Annotated in this window: 14 protein-coding genes; 6 read left to right on the top strand and 8 right to left on the bottom strand. The window is 39.1% G+C overall.

From position 1 onward, the window contains the following. Positions 1–4 precede the first annotated feature (4 nt). The 6 genes from KQI58_RS09145 to uvrB form a co-directional block, all read right to left on the bottom strand. The gene (locus KQI58_RS09145; protein WP_216408472.1) at positions 5–1003 is read right to left on the bottom strand and encodes a gluconeogenesis factor YvcK family protein; all 999 of its coding nucleotides are present in this window, start codon (positions 1001–1003) and stop codon (positions 5–7) included. Further along, a complete protein-coding gene (gene rapZ, locus KQI58_RS09140) occupies positions 1000–1887 on the bottom strand; it encodes an RNase adapter RapZ (protein WP_216408470.1) in 888 nt (295 codons plus the stop codon). The genes KQI58_RS09145 and rapZ overlap by 4 nt, the downstream gene beginning before the upstream one ends. A gap of 330 nt (positions 1888–2217) precedes the next feature. After that, complete coding sequence (locus KQI58_RS09135; RefSeq protein WP_216408468.1) at positions 2218–2931, bottom strand: amino acid racemase; 714 nt, start codon at positions 2929–2931, stop codon at positions 2218–2220. A gap of 2 nt (positions 2932–2933) precedes the next feature. Continuing rightward, positions 2934–4190, bottom strand: coding sequence for a carboxylate--amine ligase (locus KQI58_RS09130; RefSeq protein ID WP_216408466.1), 1257 nt, complete (start codon positions 4188–4190; stop codon positions 2934–2936). A 101-nt stretch (positions 4191–4291) separates the two neighbouring features. Then, complete coding sequence (gene uvrA, locus KQI58_RS09125) at positions 4292–7114, bottom strand: excinuclease ABC subunit UvrA (RefSeq protein WP_216408464.1); 2823 nt, start codon at positions 7112–7114, stop codon at positions 4292–4294. Positions 7115–7258: 144 nt separating this feature from the next. Continuing rightward, positions 7259–9250 (bottom strand): excinuclease ABC subunit UvrB, encoded by a 1992-nt coding sequence (gene uvrB, locus KQI58_RS09120; protein WP_216408462.1) that lies wholly within the window; start codon positions 9248–9250, stop codon positions 7259–7261. Between the two features lie 245 nt (positions 9251–9495). Between uvrB and KQI58_RS09115 the strand changes: the two genes are divergently transcribed. Beyond that, on the top strand, positions 9496–11661 hold the full coding sequence (locus tag KQI58_RS09115; RefSeq protein ID WP_127978995.1) for an amino acid ABC transporter substrate-binding protein/permease: 2166 nt from the start codon (positions 9496–9498) through the stop codon (positions 11659–11661). Positions 11662–11673: 12 nt separating this feature from the next. Beyond that, complete coding sequence (locus tag KQI58_RS09110; RefSeq protein ID WP_216408613.1) at positions 11674–12411, top strand: amino acid ABC transporter ATP-binding protein; 738 nt, start codon at positions 11674–11676, stop codon at positions 12409–12411. Between the two features lie 19 nt (positions 12412–12430). On the opposite strand, the gene KQI58_RS09105 is transcribed toward KQI58_RS09110, so the two are convergent. Together KQI58_RS09105 and tuf are read right to left on the bottom strand one after the other, a co-directional pair. Further along, entirely contained in the window at positions 12431–13474 is a 1044-nt protein-coding gene (locus tag KQI58_RS09105; protein ID WP_216408459.1) for a glycerol dehydrogenase, read from the bottom strand. 120 nt (positions 13475–13594) lie between these two features. Then, positions 13595–14782 carry an elongation factor Tu gene (tuf, locus tag KQI58_RS09100; protein ID WP_102871141.1) on the bottom strand — a complete coding sequence of 396 codons (1188 nt, stop codon included), beginning with the start codon at positions 14780–14782 and terminating at the stop codon, positions 13595–13597. A 349-nt stretch (positions 14783–15131) separates the two neighbouring features. Here tuf and KQI58_RS09095 point away from each other — a divergent pair, with 349 nt between their 5' ends. The 4 genes from KQI58_RS09095 to KQI58_RS09080 form a co-directional block, all read left to right on the top strand. Further along, positions 15132–15407, top strand: a complete 276-nt coding sequence (locus tag KQI58_RS09095) for a cytochrome c-type biogenesis protein CcmH (protein WP_216408458.1) — start codon at positions 15132–15134, stop codon at positions 15405–15407. Position 15408: 1 nt separating this feature from the next. Then, positions 15409–16047, top strand: a complete 639-nt coding sequence (locus KQI58_RS09090; protein WP_216408455.1) for an ABC transporter ATP-binding protein — start codon at positions 15409–15411, stop codon at positions 16045–16047. Next, positions 16044–16805 (top strand): ABC transporter permease, encoded by a 762-nt coding sequence (locus tag KQI58_RS09085; protein WP_216408453.1) that lies wholly within the window; start codon positions 16044–16046, stop codon positions 16803–16805. Before KQI58_RS09090 ends, KQI58_RS09085 begins: the two co-directional genes overlap by 4 nt. A gap of 149 nt (positions 16806–16954) precedes the next feature. Next, positions 16955–18188 (top strand): ISL3 family transposase (locus KQI58_RS09080; protein ID WP_216408451.1); only part of this gene is annotated, 1234 nt, incomplete at its 3' end.

Here is an 18188-nt window from a genome sequence, read left to right as displayed (position 1 = left end):
TTAATTAAATTTTCGCTCCAAAAACAATTCGGAACAATTCGTCAACAACCTTATCACCATCATGGAAAACACCGCCATCACGTAATTTCAAGAAATCAGTGGAAACGACTCGACAGCCTTGTTCTCTTAAGCCGTTAAAATCGTGAGTCACTTGTACTAAATACTCATCATAGATTTCAGGATCCATATACCCCTCTGGTACATGCTCCGTGTTAACTAAGACGGTATCAATAAAATTGCTCTCAAGATGTTTGTGCAAAACACGAATATGATCTGCATCACTAAAGTGTTCAGTCTCACCTTTTTGAGTCATGATATTGCAGATGTAGACCACTTCCGCGTTTGTCGTACGAACGGCCTCACCTAATTCTTCAATCATCAGATTAGGTAAAATACTCGTAAATAATGACCCTGGACCTAGCACGACCATATCCGCTTCATTGATCGCATTGACAACTTTACGAGCCGCGTGAACAGCCTTTTCTCCGCTTTTATCAGTGACGTAAACCTTTTCGATATTCTTGCGATCAATCGCGATTTTTGACTCTCCCACTGCACTGGTTCCATCGTCAAAATCAGCGTGCAACACTAGCGGCATCTCTGATGAAGGATAAATATGTCCATCAACATGCATCATCATAGAAAGTAATTGAATCGCCTCATAAGTACTATTGCGCATTTCTGACAACGCAGCAATTAATAGATTGCCAATTGTATGATTAGCTAGAAATTTATCACTTTCATGGAAGCGATATTGAAATAGATCTTCATACAGTTTCGGCATGTCAGATAACGCTGCTAGTACATTTCGTAGGTCTCCAGGAGGTGCCATGTCAATCGAATCGCGCAGTTCACCGCTGCTTCCTCCATCATCGGCCACCGTGACAACCGCTGTGATATCCGCACTTTGATTGCGCAAGCTTTTCAAAATAACTGGAAGGCCCGTTCCGCCGCCTATTACGACGATCTTAGGTTTGCGGATACGATATGTTTTCATTTTCATGAACGATTCACCGTCTCTTTCCGCTTGTCCTTATCGCGATGGGTAATATTGACTTTATAATCAGCATCCTTAATCGCCTTACCTACCCGTTCAGTCAATGCAACCGAACGATGTTGTCCCCCCGTACAGCCAATCGCAATTGTTAAAGAGCTTTTTCCTTCTTTGATGTAGCCTGGTAAAATATCCATGATTAATCGTACAAAATTCGAATAAAAGCTTTCTGTTTCGGGAAACGACATGACATAATCATAAACAGGCTTATCTAATCCAGTTTGCGGTCGTAATTCTGGGATATAGTGCGGATTTGGTAAGAAGCGAACATCCATCACGATATCCGCATCAATCGGCAACCCATACTTGAAGCCAAATGAAACAACCTCCACATGGAAGCCTAAATCATCCTGCTGTTTAAACGATTGATTAATTTTTTCACGTAATTGACGCGGAGTTAAATCAGTCGTGTCGATCATTAATGTTGCACGATTTTTTAAATCTTCCAAGATTGCTCGTTCCTTACGAATTCCCTCAGTGATCATGCCTTCCATCGCAAGTGGATGTGCACGACGGGTCTCCTTGTATCGAGAGACTAATTCCTCATCAGAACAATCTAAAAATAAAATACTGGTATCAATAAAGCCTGTATTCTCAATTTCTACCAGCATATTTTGAATATCTTCGAAAAATGACCGTGAACGCAAATCAACCACTAGGGCGATTTTTGTTACCTTTCCCGATTCACGGATCAACTCCCAAAATTTCGGAATCAAACCTGGAGGCATGTTATCAACGCAAAAATACCCCATGTCTTCAAAGCTTTGAATTGCTACGGTTTTCCCCGCTCCGCTCATACCAGTAATAACAACTAAATGTAAACTCTCAGTCATTTGTGCCGCTCCTTTCTTGTTTAAGGAAATTATTTCAATATGATCTATCAGGCTGCATAACTAAATAGATCTACAAATGAATACTCTTATTTTTATATGTGCGTTAAAAAAAGGCAAAAATCCCTTTGCCTTCTCAAAAATTATAACATTCCTGGCGTGTCTTTGCTACTTTTTTGTAATTCTTTAACTTTTCGTAATACACTTAATTAGGAAAAAAGTAAGGTCATAGTCAATAAATTTTGTTTCCAATTCAAATTGAAATAAATAAAAAACTGTTCCAGTCTCGAATTGCGAGCTTAGAACAGATTTTTTCAACAGTTTCAGTGCTTCCTATTTGGAAGATCTGTTTTTTAATGCTAGTTCAATTGTTCGATCTGCTAAAATTGATTGAGCATCTATGACAGAATATGGCACGTCTTTTGTCAATTCTTGAACTAAAGAAAGTTCTGTACAGCCTAAAATAGCATTTTGACATCCATGTTTTTCAAAGACGTCCGAAAGAATTTCCAAGTATAATTCACTATTAATAAAGTCATTTTCCTTCACATCATGATAAATCAGATGATTGACCTTGTCTTGCAACTCTTTTTCAGGGACCAGAACCTCATATCCCTTAACTTCCAGTTCGCTTTGATAAACTTTAGCGGACATAGTTCCAGCAGTAGCCAGAACAGCAATTTTATCCCCTTTTCGATGATTCTTCGTTACTTCATTGACAGCTTCTCGCGGCATATGCAATAGGGGAATCTTCGTTGCACCTTGCAATTGCTCGAAAAAATAATGAGCAGTGTTACAGGTCAAGACGATAAAATCTGGCTGTAATAAATTTTGTTTCTCGATATCATCTAGCAGAAAAGGTAGGGGATTGGCTGCCTTATTATCTAAAATGTAAGCAGTTCGGTCGGGAACTGTCGCATGATTGAACATGACGTAATTTAGATATTCTTGATCGTTATGAGCCTGAGTCCGTTGATTAAGAATTCGAATGAAACTCTCCGTTGCCATCGTTCCCATACCGCCAAGTATACTAAAGAAATTTTCCATGTTTATCCTTCTTTCTCTTTAAAGAATAAATCAAAACGGCCTTTATATTGGCTAAACATATATTTCATTAATACCCATCGCATCAAGGACATATCTTTCTTGTAAAAGACAGTGGTCCCCCATTGATCTTTTTTAATCATTTCTAGGGCTTTCTCTTTATCAGCATTGTTGCGAGCATATTTTTCAAAAACACTCTTAGGGACACCCATCCATAATTTTGAATTAGCTGGTTCAGCTTTGCCGTAAATTGTTTCGTCAAAAGGTTTTTCAAAAACACGATCCTCTGTTACATATTGGGCTAAGTTGAAGCCGTTTAATGTCACAAAGAAACTGCTACGCCCTTGACGTAAGTTGATTTCGAATAACTTATACTCACCATCTCGCGGATCATATTTCATATCGAAGTTAGCAAATCCAGTATAATCGATTTTTTCTAAAAAGCTCTTGATGGTTTGATAGATTTTTTCATTGTATTCAGGCATGATCGCAACGTAATTTCCGATTGCTTCAGGAGAAGGATCTTCTAGCAATGGATGCCCCAAACACATCATTCGAACTTGATGATTTTGATCCACATAGGCGTTCAATACTCGCATATTGCTATCGTCACCTGGGATGAAATCTTGGGCAATCATCTCACTTGTGTAGCCTGCTTGATAAATTCGTTCAATAATCGTATCGAATTCGTCACGTGTATCTAGGATAAAGGCCTTTTTACGTCCTTCAAAATCAATTGATAACCACTCGACACTATTAGCAGGTTTCAAGGCTACTGGAAAGTCAAACGGCAAATCTTGTTTCAATTTTCCCGCTTCAAGCATATCCTCTGTAATAATGAAGGTTTTTGGATAAGGTAAATCATACTTTTCACAGATTTCATAGAAGCTAACTTTACTGATTAAACGTTGCAACAAGTCAAAATCAATATAAGGGCAAATAAACCATTCAGAAAGCTCTTCTTTGTGTTGTGAAACCAATTCTGCATACCCATCCCCACAGGCAATCAGCAAATATTTTGTTTCGGGATCATTATAGGTGGTTTTTCCTAATTCGCGCATTTTATCCATGAACACAGGATCTTTATCAAATCCCGGTACGACATGAACATTCACGATTTTACTATATTTTGTCGGCGCCAACTGTAAGCCAGCATATGCCTCAGAAACGATTCCATACGCTTCATGGAAAGAACGAGACATTCCATATACATTGATGTCGCTCCCTAATAAGATTGGTACAAATTTTTGTTTTTCATTCATATTCTCTTACACCTTCTCATTCTAAATCAACGATAATCATACCATAAAGAAAAATGCAAGCAAAGGAGAATCCTTTACCTGCATTAAGCTTTATCAGTTACTTATTTTTTAAGAACGCGTTTTAAATAATGTCCGGTGTAACTCTCCGGTACTTCTGCAATTTCTTCCGGTGTACCTGTAGCTAAAACAGTACCACCACCATCGCCGCCTTCTGGTCCCAGATCAATGACATAGTCGGCCGACTTAATCACATCTAAGTTATGTTCAATTACCAGAACTGTGTTACCAGCGTCAACGAAGCGTTCAAGCACCTTCAATAAACGTGCAATATCATCTGTATGCAACCCAGTAGTAGGCTCATCTAGGATATAAAAATTCTTCCCATTCGAATTCTTGTGCAGTTCGCTGGCAAGCTTCATCCGTTGCGCTTCACCACCAGATAGTGTTGTTGCTGGTTGACCCATGGTGACATAACCTAAACCAACATCAACAATTGTTTGCAATTTGCGATGAATTTTAGGTATATGCTTGAAGAACTCAACCGCATCTTCGACAGTCATTTCTAAAATATCTGCAATATTCTTACCTTTGTAGTGAACTTCCAGCGTTTCTGAGTTGTAGCGTTTGCCATGACAAACTTCACAAGGGACATACACATCTGGTAAAAAATGCATTTCAATCTTGATAATTCCATCCCCACGACAAGCTTCACAACGGCCTCCCTTAACATTAAAACTGAACCGTCCCTTTTTATAGCCGCGAATCTTTGCTTCATTTGTTTGAGCAAACAGATCACGAATGTCATCAAACACACTCGTATAGGTTGCCGGATTACTTCTTGGCGTCCGCCCAATCGGACTTTGATCAATATCAACTAATTTTTCAATATTATTGTAACCAGTAATTTTCTTGAATTTACCTGGTTTATTGGAGTTACGATTGAGTTTTTGCGCTAGTGCTTTCTTTAATATTTGATTAACCAGAGTTGATTTTCCCGAACCAGAAACGCCTGTAACTGCGACAAATTTGCCTAGCGGAAACTCTGCATCAATATTTTTCAAATTGTTCTCAGCAGCACCAGTAACTTTGATCTTTTTACCATTCCCTTTTCGGCGTTCTTTAGGCACAGCAATTTCTCGTTTGCCGGATAGGTATTGTCCAGTTAAAGATTTTGGATTCTCTTCAACTTCTTTGGGCGTGCCGGCAGCTACGATTTCTCCACCTTGATCACCTGCACCTGGTCCCACATCGATTAGATAATCCGCAGCTCGCATGGTGTCTTCGTCATGTTCCACAACAATCAACGTATTTCCAAGATCACGCATTTTCTTCAACGATTCAATTAGACGGTCATTATCTCGCTGATGCAAACCAATTGAAGGCTCATCTAAAATATAAAGCACACCAGATAAATTTGAACCAATTTGAGTGGCCAATCGAATTCGTTGCGCTTCTCCTCCAGACAATGTTCCAGAAGCACGACTTAAGGTCAGATAATCCAGACCAACGTTTCGCAAAAAGCTTAGCCGATCCTTGATTTCTTTCAAAATGGGTTTAGCGATAACTTTTTCTTGTTCGCTCAAAGCAACTGTTTCGAAAAAGTCTAGTGCGCTATTAATTGAATCTTCACTCACCTGTCCAATATTCGTTTCATTGATCTGAACTGACAAGGCTTGAGGGTTCAAACGATAACCATGACAAGTTTGACAGGTCAACTCAGTCATATACAAACGCATTTGATCTCTAGTGAAATCACTATTTGTTTCAGCGTATCGACGATTAATATTGTTGATAATTCCTTCAAATGGCACCTCTACGTCACGAACACCGCCAAAATCATTTTCATAATGGAAATGGAAGTTCTCACCGTTGGAGCCATTCAAAATAATATCCTGATGTTCCTTCGGTAAATCTTCAAAAGGTGTATCCATGTCGATGCCAAAGCTCAAGCAGGCCTGTTCCAACATTTGTGGATAGTATTGCGAGCTGATTGGATTCCAAGGGATCAAGGCGCCTTGACGTAATGTCTTACTTTGATCAGGAATCACTAGATCCATATCGACTTCTAGTTTAACTCCTAAACCATCACAATCTGGACAAGCGCCAAATGGTGCGTTGAATGAAAACAGACGAGGTTCAAGCTCGCCAACAGTAAAGCCACAATAAGGACAAGCGTAATGTTCACTGAACAGCATTTCTTTTTCACCGATCACATCAACAATCGCATAACCCTCTGCTAAACGTAAAGCCGCTTCAAAAGAATCAAACAAGCGCGAGCGGATGCCATCTTTTACGACGATCCGGTCGACGATAATTTCGATATCATGCTTTTTATTTTTGGTTAGTTCAGGAGCTTCGGTTACATCATATAATTCACCATCAACACGCATGCGGACGTAACCTTCCCGTTGAATCATTTCAAAAACTTTTTTATGCTGCCCTTTTTTCTTAGCAACTACGGGAGCCAGAATTTGAATTTTCGTCCGTTCGGGTAATTCTAAAACTTTATCAACCATTTGCTCCACTGACTGTGAAGTGATTTCAATATGATCATTAGGACAAATTGGATGACCTACACGGGCATAAAGCAATCGTAAATAATCATTGATTTCAGTTACAGTACCAACAGTCGATCGAGGATTCTTACTTGTTGTCTTTTGATCGATAGAAATCGCTGGGCTTAAGCCATCAATACTATCAACATCCGGCTTATCCATTTGTCCTAAGAATTGACGGGCGTATGCAGATAGACTCTCTACATAGCGACGTTGACCTTCGGCGTATAACGTATCGAAAGCCAATGAACTCTTCCCAGAACCAGATAAACCAGTAACAACCACCATTTTGTCACGAGGAATCGTGACATCTACGTTTTTCAAATTATGAGCACGCGCTCCGTGAATAACTATCTTATCATTTGCCATTTATATCTCCTATTTCATTGTTATACTGTAATCAATTTCTCTAAACATTTATTTTCACGCTTATGCTCTCCTGCTAATTAAACTGGAACAAGATTAGCAGAGTCAGCAAAGCGGAATCAGAATACTCTTACAAACTAGATTTGTCTATTCTGCTGCTTTTAACTCTAGAATCGTATCTCGTAAGGTTGCAGCAGTTTCGAAGTCTAGTGTCTTAGCGGCTTCACGCATTTCGTCTTCCATTTTAGCGATAAGTTCTTTTCGTTCTGATTTAGAAAGATCTTCAAATGAAGTAGCGTCATATGTCTCAGTATCATCTGCGACTTTACTGATCGAGATCAGATCACGGATCTCTTTAATGATCGTCTTCGGTTCGATTCCATGTTCTTCATTATACTGTTCCTGAATACTGCGTCGACGTGAGGTCTCGTCCATCGCTCGCTGCATCGAATCCGTCACTTTATCAGCATACATAATAACTTTACCTTCTGAGTTACGGGCAGCACGACCTATCGTTTGGACGAGCGACCGCTCACTTCGCAAGAATCCTTCTTTATCCGCATCCAAAATCGCGACTAAGGATACTTCTGGTACATCTAGACCTTCTCGCAGCAAATTGATTCCCACAAGAACATCAAATTTACCTAACCGTAAATCACGAATAATTTCAGTCCGCTCCAGCGTCTTAATATCACTATGAAGATACTTAACTTTAATTCCTAATTCTTTGAAGTAATCCGTCAAATCCTCTGACATTTTCTTCGTTAAGGTCGTGACAAAGACACGCTCATTTCGTTCAGAACGCTCATTAATTTCACCAACAAGATCATCGATTTGCCCCATAATCGGTCGTACTTCAATGACTGGGTCTAATAGACCAGTTGGACGAATAATTTGCTCAATCACTGTATCCGTTTCTTCATGTTCATAAGGACCTGGTGTTGCTGAGACATAAACGATTTGATTGACACGTTCTTCAAACTCATTTAATTGCAGCGGCCGATTATCTAAAGCGGATGGTAAGCGAAAGCCATAATCAACGAGCATTTGCTTTCGAGCGCGGTCACCATTATACATCCCGCGAACCTGAGGCATTGTCACATGAGATTCATCAACTACAAGTAAAAAATCCTCAGGGAAGAAGTCAATTAATGTATAAGGTGGCTCTCCTTCTTTACGTCCATCCATATGACGAGAATAATTTTCGATTCCTGAGGTATAACCCATTTCTCGCAACATTTCGATATCATAATTTGTTCGTTGTTCTAAACGCTGAGCTTCTAGTAATTTATTATCATTACGTAAAACTTCCAAACGCTCCTCTAATTCCTTCTGAATATTGCTGATGGCTACTTCCATATGCCCCTCATTCGTTAAGAAATGGGTAGCTGGGAAAATTGCGACATGCTCAGTTTCTCCAGTAATCTCTCCAGTTAGTGCGTCGACTTCACGGATGCGCTCGATTTCATCACCGAAAAACTCCACACGTAAAGCACGCTCGTCACGTGATGCGGGGAATATTTCCACAACATCACCACGAACGCGAAAACGACCACGCTGAAAATCGATATCGTTTCGTTCGAATTGAATATCGATCAAATTTCGCAACAGTTGATTTCGATCCATTTCCATTCCCACTCGCAGCGAAACCACTTGCTCTAAATATTCCTTCGGCGAACCTAAACCAAAGATACAAGAAACCGACGCGACTACAATCACATCATTTCGTTCTAACAAAGCACTAGTTGCCGAGTGACGCAGCTTATCGATTTCATCATTAATACTCGAATCCTTTTCAATATAAGTATCACTAGAAGGTACATATGCCTCTGGTTGATAGTAATCGTAATAGCTGACAAAATACTCCACCGCGTTGTTAGGAAAGAATTCCTTAAACTCACCATATAATTGTCCCGCCAATGTCTTGTTGTGGGCAATAATCAAGGTTGGTTTATTGACTTCTTTAATGACATTAGAAATTGTATATGTTTTCCCAGTACCGGTAGCTCCTAAAAGTATTTGTGCTTTTTTTCCATCGACGATTCCTTCGGCTAATTGTTTGATGGCCTCAGGCTGATCGCCAGCAGGCTGATATTTTGAATGAAGATCGAACGTGTTGTCCGTTACTCTTTCAATCATACAAAAATCCCCCTTTTTCTATTAAATAAACAAAGATTTTCCATTTCAAAATTATAGCATACCGAACATATTTTCGCCATTTTTTATTCTTGCCATAAAAAGTTCTTAAGAACTCTAATGTCAGATTTCCTTACATTTCATGTTATAAAAATTTTGCTTTTTTTCTATCCAACAATGAACCCTCTTGTGTTTTATCCTTAAACTAACATATAATAAACAAATGATAAGTATATAGGAGGATTATTATGAGAAAAAACAAATTAATTCCATTCGTCGTTTTTTTGATGGCAAGTATTTTTACACTTGGCTTTGCCAATAAGAGTGACGCCGCGGAAAAGACATATAAAATCGGAACGGACTTAACATTCGCGCCTTTCGAATTTCAAAATTCCGATGGCGAATACATAGGAATTGACGTGGATTTAATCAATCAAATCGCCAAAGATCAAAATTTCAAAGTGGATTTACGTCCCTTAGGATTTGACAGCTCAATTCAAGGAGTACAATCAGATCAGTTAGATGGTATGATTGCTGGAATGAGCATCACAGATGAACGTAAGAAGACCTTTGATTTTTCTGAACCGTATTTTGACAGTGGAATCCAAATGGCTGTCAAGAATGACAACAAAGATATCAAGGATTACAAAGACTTAAAAGGAAAGACCGTTTCTGCAAAAATTGGAACAGAAAGTGCGACTTTCTTAGAGCAGAATAAAGACAAATATGGTTATGAAATTAAACTATATGAAGCGGCTGACGCAATGTATAATGCTTTGACAAATGGAAATTCTGTAGCAATTTTCGACGACTACCCCGTGTTAGGTTACGCTGTAACTAACGGACAGCCATTTAAGTTAGTTGGCGATCCTGAAAAAGGCAGTTCTTATGGTTTCGCTGTGAAAAAAGGCGAGAACAAGGAACTACTGAAGAAATTTAACCAAGGACTGAAAGATTTAAAGAAAGATGGCAGCTATGATAAAATCGTTGCTAAGTATATTTCGACTGGATCTGGTGATCAAGCCGCTGCTTCGGAAGAAATGAAAAAAGTCGAACCGAAAAAAGATGTCTACGTGGTCGCAAGCGATTCTGCTTTCGCCCCCTTTGAGTACAAAGACAGTGATGGTGAATATAAGGGTATCGATGTCGATTTGCTGAAACGGGCAGCTGAACTGCAAGGCTTTAAATTAGATATGAAATTTATCGGCTTCTCTTCTGCTATGCAGGCTTTAGAATCTGGTCAAGCTGATGGCATGATTGCTGGGATGACTATTACAGATGAACGTAAGGCCAACTATGATTTCTCCGATCCTTACTTCCAAAGCGGCATTCAATTAGCTGTCGCAAAAGACAACAAGGATATCAAGTCTTATAAAGATTTAAAGGATAAAACTGTTGGCGCTAAAGTTGGAACCGAAAGCGCTGATTTTTTAGAAGCACACAAGAAAGAATATGGATACAAAGTCAAGAGCTTCGATGCTGCCGATCAATTATATGATGCATTGAAGGTGGGATCAATCGATGCCATGATGGATGACTACCCTGTAATTGGTTATGCCGTGAATCAAGGACAAAACTTAAAAACACCGATCAAACGTGAAATTGGCGGAGAATACGGTTTTGCTGTTAAAAAGGGGCAAAACGCTGAGCTTCGTGAAATGTTCACTGAGGCTTTGAAAGAAATGAAGCGTACTGGTGAATACGATGAAATTGTGAATAAATACATTGGTGCTGAAAAGGAAGAGAAAAAAGATGCTGTGGATGAATCAACAATCACCGGCTTATTAAAAAACAACTATAAATCATTGTTGGATGGTTTATGGAAGACGATCGTTTTAGCTTTAGTCTCATTTGCTCTCGCATTGGTATTAGGAGTAATCTTCGGATTGTTCCGTGTCTCACCTGTTCGTGGGCTACGCACTTTTGCAGGTATTTATATCGACATTATTCGTGGTATTCCAATGATGGTATTAGCCTTCTTTATTTTCTTTGGCTTACCTGGGATTACAGGCATCAAAATTCCTGATTTCGCAGCTGGGATTATTACTTTAACCTTGAACGCAAGTGCATACATCGCGGAAATCGTTCGTGGTGGTATCAATGCTGTTCCAGTTGGGCAAATGGAGGCTTCACGAAGCTTGGGTCTATCCTACAATCGAACCATGCAAAAAATTATTTTACCGCAGGCTGTGAAAATTATGATTCCTTCTTTCATCAATCAGTTTGTCATCAGTTTGAAAGATACAACAATCATTTCTGCAATCGGTGTGGTAGAATTACTGCAAACTGGTAAGATCATTGTAGCTCGAACCACACAAAGTTCTTACGTTTACTTGATTATTGCGATTATGTACTTGATCTTAATCACGATCTTGACTAAGTTAGCGAACCGTTTAGAAAAGAAGGTGAAATAGATGGAAAAAACGATGGATAACAAAATTGTCGTCAATCATTTAGTTAAAAAGTTCGGTGAGAATACCGTTTTAAATGACTTAAACATTACTATCAGCGAGGGTGAAGTGGTCTGCATCATCGGACCATCTGGCTCTGGGAAAAGTACTTTCTTGCGTTGCATGAATCACTTAGAGGAACCCACTTCTGGTGAAATTATTATTGACGGACAAGATTTGACAGATAAACATACAGATATCAATTTGGTACGCCAACATATTGGAATGGTATTTCAACATTTCAACTTGTTCCCTCACCTGACTGTTTTAGAAAATATCACTTTAGCCCCTCTTGATTTAAAGGGAGAAACGAAAGAATCTGCTGAAAAGCGCGGCGTTGAATTATTAACACAAGTTGGATTGGAAGAAAAGAAAAATGATTATCCAGACAGCCTTTCAGGTGGACAAAAACAGCGTGTGGCAATTGCTCGCGCATTAGCAATGAATCCTGACGTCATGCTGTTTGATGAACCTACTTCGGCTCTTGACCCGGAAATGGTTGGTGACGTACTAAAAGTTATGAAGGATTTAGCCTTACAAGGGATGACCATGGTGATCGTTACCCACGAAATGGGCTTCGCCAAAGAAGTGGCTGACCGTGTGATCTTTACAGATGGCGGGAAAATATTAGAAGATGGTACTCCAGAACAAGTCTTTAATAATCCTCACAACCCAAGAACGCAAGATTTCTTGAATAAAGTCTTGAATATCTAATACAAAACCCGTGAAATCATTAGATTTCACGGGTTTTTCTAAATGTCAGTAAATTTTTGTAAACATCCGTTTGTGTGGCTGGTGATTGACTGCGAATGATTCCATCTTCTGGTGAAAAAGCAAGTTCAGTAACTTTTTTTAACTCTTCAGCTGCTGGGAAAATTGACAGATCCTCATAAAAAATCGGCAGTGCTAATTTTCCAAATAACGTTTGATAGCGTGCAAGCTCTTCTTCTCGTCCCTCAATCCGCAATTGCTGCAAAGTAGTCAATGCGATGATTTGACCATGGCTTCCCTTTATCTCTCTTCCCCACAGACTGACCACCGCATTATGCAGTGCATGAGCAATACTTAATCCACCTGATTCAAATCCGATTCCGCTCAGTAATGTATTCGCTTCAACTACAGCTTCGAAGGCTGGTGTGATCGTATGTTTTTCATTTGCCTCCACTGCCTCTTCAGCAAATTCAAGCAATACCTCACGACATTTTTCCGCAATTGCTTCAGCTGCCAATGTTGGCGCAGCACCTAATGTATTCACACCAAAATTTTCACGAACTGTTCGTGCTTCAATGGAAGTCGATAACCCATCGGCGATACCTGCGGTCAAAAAATGAACCGGACTATTGATCAAAATTGCTGTGTCGACCAATACAAGATCTGGGCCTTTAGTATAATAAGAATACTTTTCAAAATAACCGTCACGATAGTTGACCGAGATGCGTGATGTTGGCGCATCTGTTGAAGCAGACGTAGGAATGACAATACAAGGATAATTGGATTCAAAAGCGAGAGCTTTTCCTAAATCAATTGCCCGACCGCCGCCTAAAGCAATAATGTAATCGAACGCTTCACTTGGTCGCTCTTCTTCTACTAACCACACGGAAATTTTTCCACCTAGCTTCATTAGCTTTTGACATAACTGCTCTCCCAGCAATTGATAAACAAAACCATCGGTCACGATTAAGCCTTTTTGACCAAAAGCTAGAATATCTTCTAAATGATTCCACAGAACATTTTCTCCCTGACGATAGGTCATGGGACTAACAAACACTTTTTCCATAGCTTCTCCTTCTTATTCCATTTAGAAATATCATAGCAATCTAATAAAACAGGTGCAAGTTGAGTTTTAAAGAACACAAAAAACACGTAACGACAAGCGCTACGTGTTAGTCAAATCTAATTATGCTTCGATTTCAGTTACGATACCTGAACCAACGGTACGTCCACCTTCACGAATAGAGAAAGTTGTTCCTTTTTCTACCGCAATTGGGTGAATCAATTCAACATCGATTGTAACGTTATCACCAGGCATAACCATTTCAGTTCCTTCTGGCAAAGCGATGTTTCCGGTAACGTCAGTTGTACGGAAGTAGAATTGAGGACGATAGTTGTTGAAGAATGGCGTATGACGTCCACCTTCTTCTTTCGTCAATACATAAACTTCTGCACTGAATTTTGTATGTGGTGTGATTGAACCTGGTTTAGCTAAGACTTGACCACGCTCGATTTCATCACGTGTAATCCCACGTAATAGAACCCCAACGTTATCGCCAGCTTCCCCATAATCCAATGTTTTACGGAACATCTCAAGTCCAGTTACGACTGCTTTTTGAACTTCAGGTTTGATCCCGATGATTTCAACTTCGTCGCCGACTTTGACTTCACCACGGTCGATACGACCAGACGCTACAGTCCCACGACCAGTGATAGAAAATACATCTTCGACTGGTAGCAAGAATGGTTTGTCAGTATCACGTTCTGGAGTTGGGATGTATTCGTCAACTGTATCCATTAAATCAAGGATTACTTGTTCTTGTTCAGGATCGCCTTCTAATGCTTTCAAAGCCGAACCTTTAAGAACTGGAATATCATCACCAGGGAAACCATATTCAGAAAGTAATTCACGTACTTCCATTTCTACTAAATCAATCAATTCCTCATCGTCGACTAAGTCAACTTTGTTTAAGAATACGATTAAATGTTTAACACCCACTTGGCGTGATAACAAAATGTGTTCACGTGTTTGCGGCATTGGACCATCAGTAGCTGATACTACTAGGATTGCACCATCCATTTGAGCAGCACCGGTGATCATGTTTTTGACATAGTCCGCGTGTCCTGGAGCATCAATATGAGCATAGTGGCGTTTTTCAGTTTCATATTCAACGTGCGCAGTGTTAATGGTAATTCCACGTTCACGTTCTTCGGGTGCAGCATCGATACTAGCATAGTCTTGAGGGTTTGCTAGACCTTTCTTACCTAATACCGTTGTGATTGCTGCCGTTAAAGTTGTTTTCCCATGGTCGACGTGACCGATGGTACCAATATTAACGTGTGGTTTACTTCTATCGTAATGTTCTTTTGCCATAATAAACAAACCTCCTAATAAGTGTAAAAATTCTTACGAATATAGTGTAAAACATTTTGGGTTAAATGAAAAAGATTTACACTTATTTACTTTTTGTAAGTAACTATCCGAGATCATAATACATCAGAATTGGTCAAACTCCAAATAATATGTTTCGACATTTATCTAAAAATGAGAATTACTAGAAAATATCCAGAAAAACAAAGAGTTTCAATAAGGTCTACTTTCAAGAAAATTGTTAAGTTATAATTAGGTTGAATAAATGTACAGAAGTAAAAAAGACTGGTTTAATAGAATTGGCTTTTTTGATGAGAGGACTTTGAAGAGAAATAATGAATGGAGGATATTCATGGAAAATTTTCAAGAAAAACTAGCTCAACTTCCAACTGAAATAAAAAGAGCTTGGAGTGTTGGCTTTGTTTTTGTTAAGGAAAATGATCACTACTGGCATTTTCCAGCAAGACAATGGAGCGAACAACAGATTCAAGACTATTTTTTTAATCGTTACGGAAAAACGAGTACTTTTAAACTTTATCCTGAACTGAAGCTAAAACACTTAGCCGTAGATGGTCTGCCCGCACTTTTGGTGGTCATTCCTTATGAACCTGGAAAGGAAAATAATTGATATGGTTTTATTAAAACTGAATTCTGTCAGTTATCAAAGTGACCAACGAATCATTTTAGATCAGATTTCTTTGATAGTAGAACAAGGAGCTTTCTTAACGATTTCGGGCCCTTCAGGTGGAGGAAAAAGTACATTACTTCGATTGATCGCTTCATTGTTAACTCCAACCAGTGGCGAAATTCTTTTTCAGGGAAAGCCTCAGCAACAATATGACTATACCGAATATCGGCAACAAGTCTCCTATTGTTTTCAGCAGCCCGCATTATTTGGTGAAACGGTATTGGACAATTTAACTCTGCCTTATACAATTAGAGACCTCACTCCTGATCAAACGCAAATGCTTGAACATCTCCAAATGGTAGATCTGCCAAAAGAATATTTGACAAAAAATATCTCTGAATTATCAGGCGGTGAGCGGCAACGAGTAGCTCTGATTCGGAATATTTTATTTTTACCACAGATTTTGCTGTTAGATGAGGTGACAACGGGACTTGATGAACAAACAAAAACGGTTATTCATCGATTGATCAAAGATATTCAACAAAAAGGCTGTACTATCTTACAGGTAACTCATGATGAAGCAGAGATTCAAGCAGCAGAAAAATTACTGATTATCCAAGGAGGGAAACTCAAACAATGAATCAATTAGCCGTGAATGACCTTTCTTTAGTTTTGGCTTTTGCACTGGTACTGATTGCTGTTGCTATTAGTGCTAAAGAAAAACTGAATCTTTCCAAAGACATTTTTTTTAGTATTATTCGTGCCATTATTCAACTAGTTATTGTCGGGTATTTGTTGAAATATATTTTCCAGGTCAATAACAATTTTTTAACGATTGCAATGAGTCTCTTTATTGTGTTTAACGCTGCTTGGAATGCGCATAAGAGAAATCCCAGTCTTCGTAAAAAATATCTTCATTCACTAGCAGCAATTTTTATTAGTACTTATATCACTCTTGGTGTATTGATTTTCGCTGGAGCTATTAAGTTTATTCCTTCTCAAATCGTTCCTATCACTGGAATGATCGCGAGTAATTCAATGGTAGCAATCGGGTTATGCTACAGAGCTTTGAATACTCAGTTTCATGACTTGAGACAACAGGTATTAGAGAAATTGGCTCTCGGAGCTTCAATCAAATTAGCCTCCAAGCCAATCCTGCAACAAAGTATCAAAACCGCCATGCAGCCTACCATCGATTCCGCAAAAACAGTTGGTCTTGTTAGTTTACCAGGAATGATGTCCGGTTTGATTTTCGCTGGTTTAGATCCCGTGCATGCCATCAAATATCAAATTATGGTTACCTTCATGTTATTATCGGCGACTAGTCTCGGATCAATCATCGGTGGTTATACGGCTTATAAGAACTATTTCAATTCCAATCATCAATTAACCCTATAAAAAAAGGAACTCCGAAAATTATCTGGTTCTTTCTCAAGTTTGGTTAAAGCCACAAAAAAGCAAGTACATTCGTACCTGCTTTTTTGTGGCTATTTGTACTGTTTAGATATTTCTCGTCTTATACTATAGTTAGAAAGAGGGTCTTTAGAATGAACTACACCGAACTAACCCAGTGCTCTTTTTTGTTGGATGAAGACCATTTTATCTATGATACCTCGGAAGATTCTGAAACAGTCCATTTGTTCATTAAGTCAAAACCTCATGAATGTTCCTGTCCTACTTGTGGCACGTTGTGTCGAACCTTAACTGCGACATATCAACGAACACTTCAAGATACGCCAATCCATGGTAAACAAACATTTCTTCACGCCAACCTTTACAAATATAGTTGCTCAAATCCTGAGTGCTCCAGACAGGTCTTTACTGAAGCTCTTCCTTTTGCCCGTTCTTCTCAAGTTCGAACCGATGCCCTCAATACCTTTATTTTAGGTGTGGCAATCTTTTTGAGCAATGAATGTGCTAGTAAAGTATTAGCTCTCTTAGGTGTCTCAGTGAGCAATGATACCATTCAACGACTGTATGATCGATTGGTATTCGAAGATCGACCAAACGTCGAAGCAATAGGGATCGATGATGTAGCCATAAGAAAAGGGCAGACTTATGCCACAGCTATCTACGATATGCAAGACCATCAGCTGCTTGCCCTCCTTGAGGGGCGGACAGCCGCTACATTAAAAGAATGGTTAGCCCACCATAAAAAAATTCAATTCGTAGCCCGCGATCGCGCCAACGCCTACGCTAAAGCCATTACTGACATCCTTCCCGATTGTGTACAAGTGGCTGATCGCTTTCATTTACTTCAAAATTTGATCACGCATCTAAAAGAAATCTTTTCCTCCCAGCTCCCCAAGACCCTTTTCTTCCACGAAGGCCGCTTATTAGATCGAGACCCCAAGAAGGTTTACGTTGAAAGAACACCGGATTCAGTCTACTTAGCCAAGTTGTCTTACGATAATTCTGTTCCAAGAGAGCCAGATGGTTCAGAGATTGTTTTTGATAATAAAAAACGCGATCTAAGTAGCTCACAATACCAAAAACAGGCGGAAAGTCGCCGAGAAAAACAACAGTTGATTCGTACCATTCAAAGGTATTGGGCAAAAACAAAGAAAAAGGTTCCTTTTCATTTAGCCCATCAATTTAACATTCATCCAATCACACTAAAGAAATATCTTCAAATGACAGAAGAAGACCTCTGTCAGATGGATCAGCCGAGAAACTATAAAAAACGAAAAACAGTTATGGATGATTACTTAAATATTATTTTCAAAATGATGCAAGATGGTCACCCGGATGACATTATTTACTTTTATCTCCGATACAGCG

It is taken from the genome of Enterococcus raffinosus, assembly GCF_018917525.1.
GTDB lineage: Bacteria > Bacillota > Bacilli > Lactobacillales > Enterococcaceae > Enterococcus_A > Enterococcus_A raffinosus_A.
The sequence above is the reverse complement of the archived record's forward strand: the minus strand, read 5'-3'. Positions and strand labels throughout refer to the sequence as shown.

Bases quoted from the DNA above. Each gene is read 5' to 3' on its own strand.
- KQI58_RS09090 (WP_216408455.1), top strand. From the start codon at position 15,409: ATGGTTTTATTAAAACTGAATTCTGTCAGTTATCAAAGTGACCAACGA.
- KQI58_RS09085 (WP_216408453.1), top strand. From the start codon at position 16,044: ATGAATCAATTAGCCGTGAATGACCTTTCTTTAGTTTTGGCTTTTGCA.
- uvrA (WP_216408464.1), bottom strand. From the start codon at position 7,114: ATGGCAAATGATAAGATAGTTATTCACGGAGCGCGTGCTCATAATTTG.
- KQI58_RS09145 (WP_216408472.1), bottom strand. From the start codon at position 1,003: ATGAAAATGAAAACATATCGTATCCGCAAACCTAAGATCGTCGTAATA.
- KQI58_RS09135 (WP_216408468.1), bottom strand. From the start codon at position 2,931: ATGGAAAATTTCTTTAGTATACTTGGCGGTATGGGAACGATGGCAACG.
- KQI58_RS09130 (WP_216408466.1), bottom strand. From the start codon at position 4,190: ATGAATGAAAAACAAAAATTTGTACCAATCTTATTAGGGAGCGACATC.
- KQI58_RS09110 (WP_216408613.1), top strand. From the start codon at position 11,674: ATGGATAACAAAATTGTCGTCAATCATTTAGTTAAAAAGTTCGGTGAG.
- uvrB (WP_216408462.1), bottom strand. From the start codon at position 9,250: ATGATTGAAAGAGTAACGGACAACACGTTCGATCTTCATTCAAAATAT.
- KQI58_RS09095 (WP_216408458.1), top strand. From the start codon at position 15,132: ATGGAAAATTTTCAAGAAAAACTAGCTCAACTTCCAACTGAAATAAAA.
- rapZ (WP_216408470.1), bottom strand. From the start codon at position 1,887: ATGACTGAGAGTTTACATTTAGTTGTTATTACTGGTATGAGCGGAGCG.
- KQI58_RS09115 (WP_127978995.1), top strand. From the start codon at position 9,496: ATGAGAAAAAACAAATTAATTCCATTCGTCGTTTTTTTGATGGCAAGT.
- KQI58_RS09105 (WP_216408459.1), bottom strand. From the start codon at position 13,474: ATGGAAAAAGTGTTTGTTAGTCCCATGACCTATCGTCAGGGAGAAAAT.
- tuf (WP_102871141.1), bottom strand. From the start codon at position 14,782: ATGGCAAAAGAACATTACGATAGAAGTAAACCACACGTTAATATTGGT.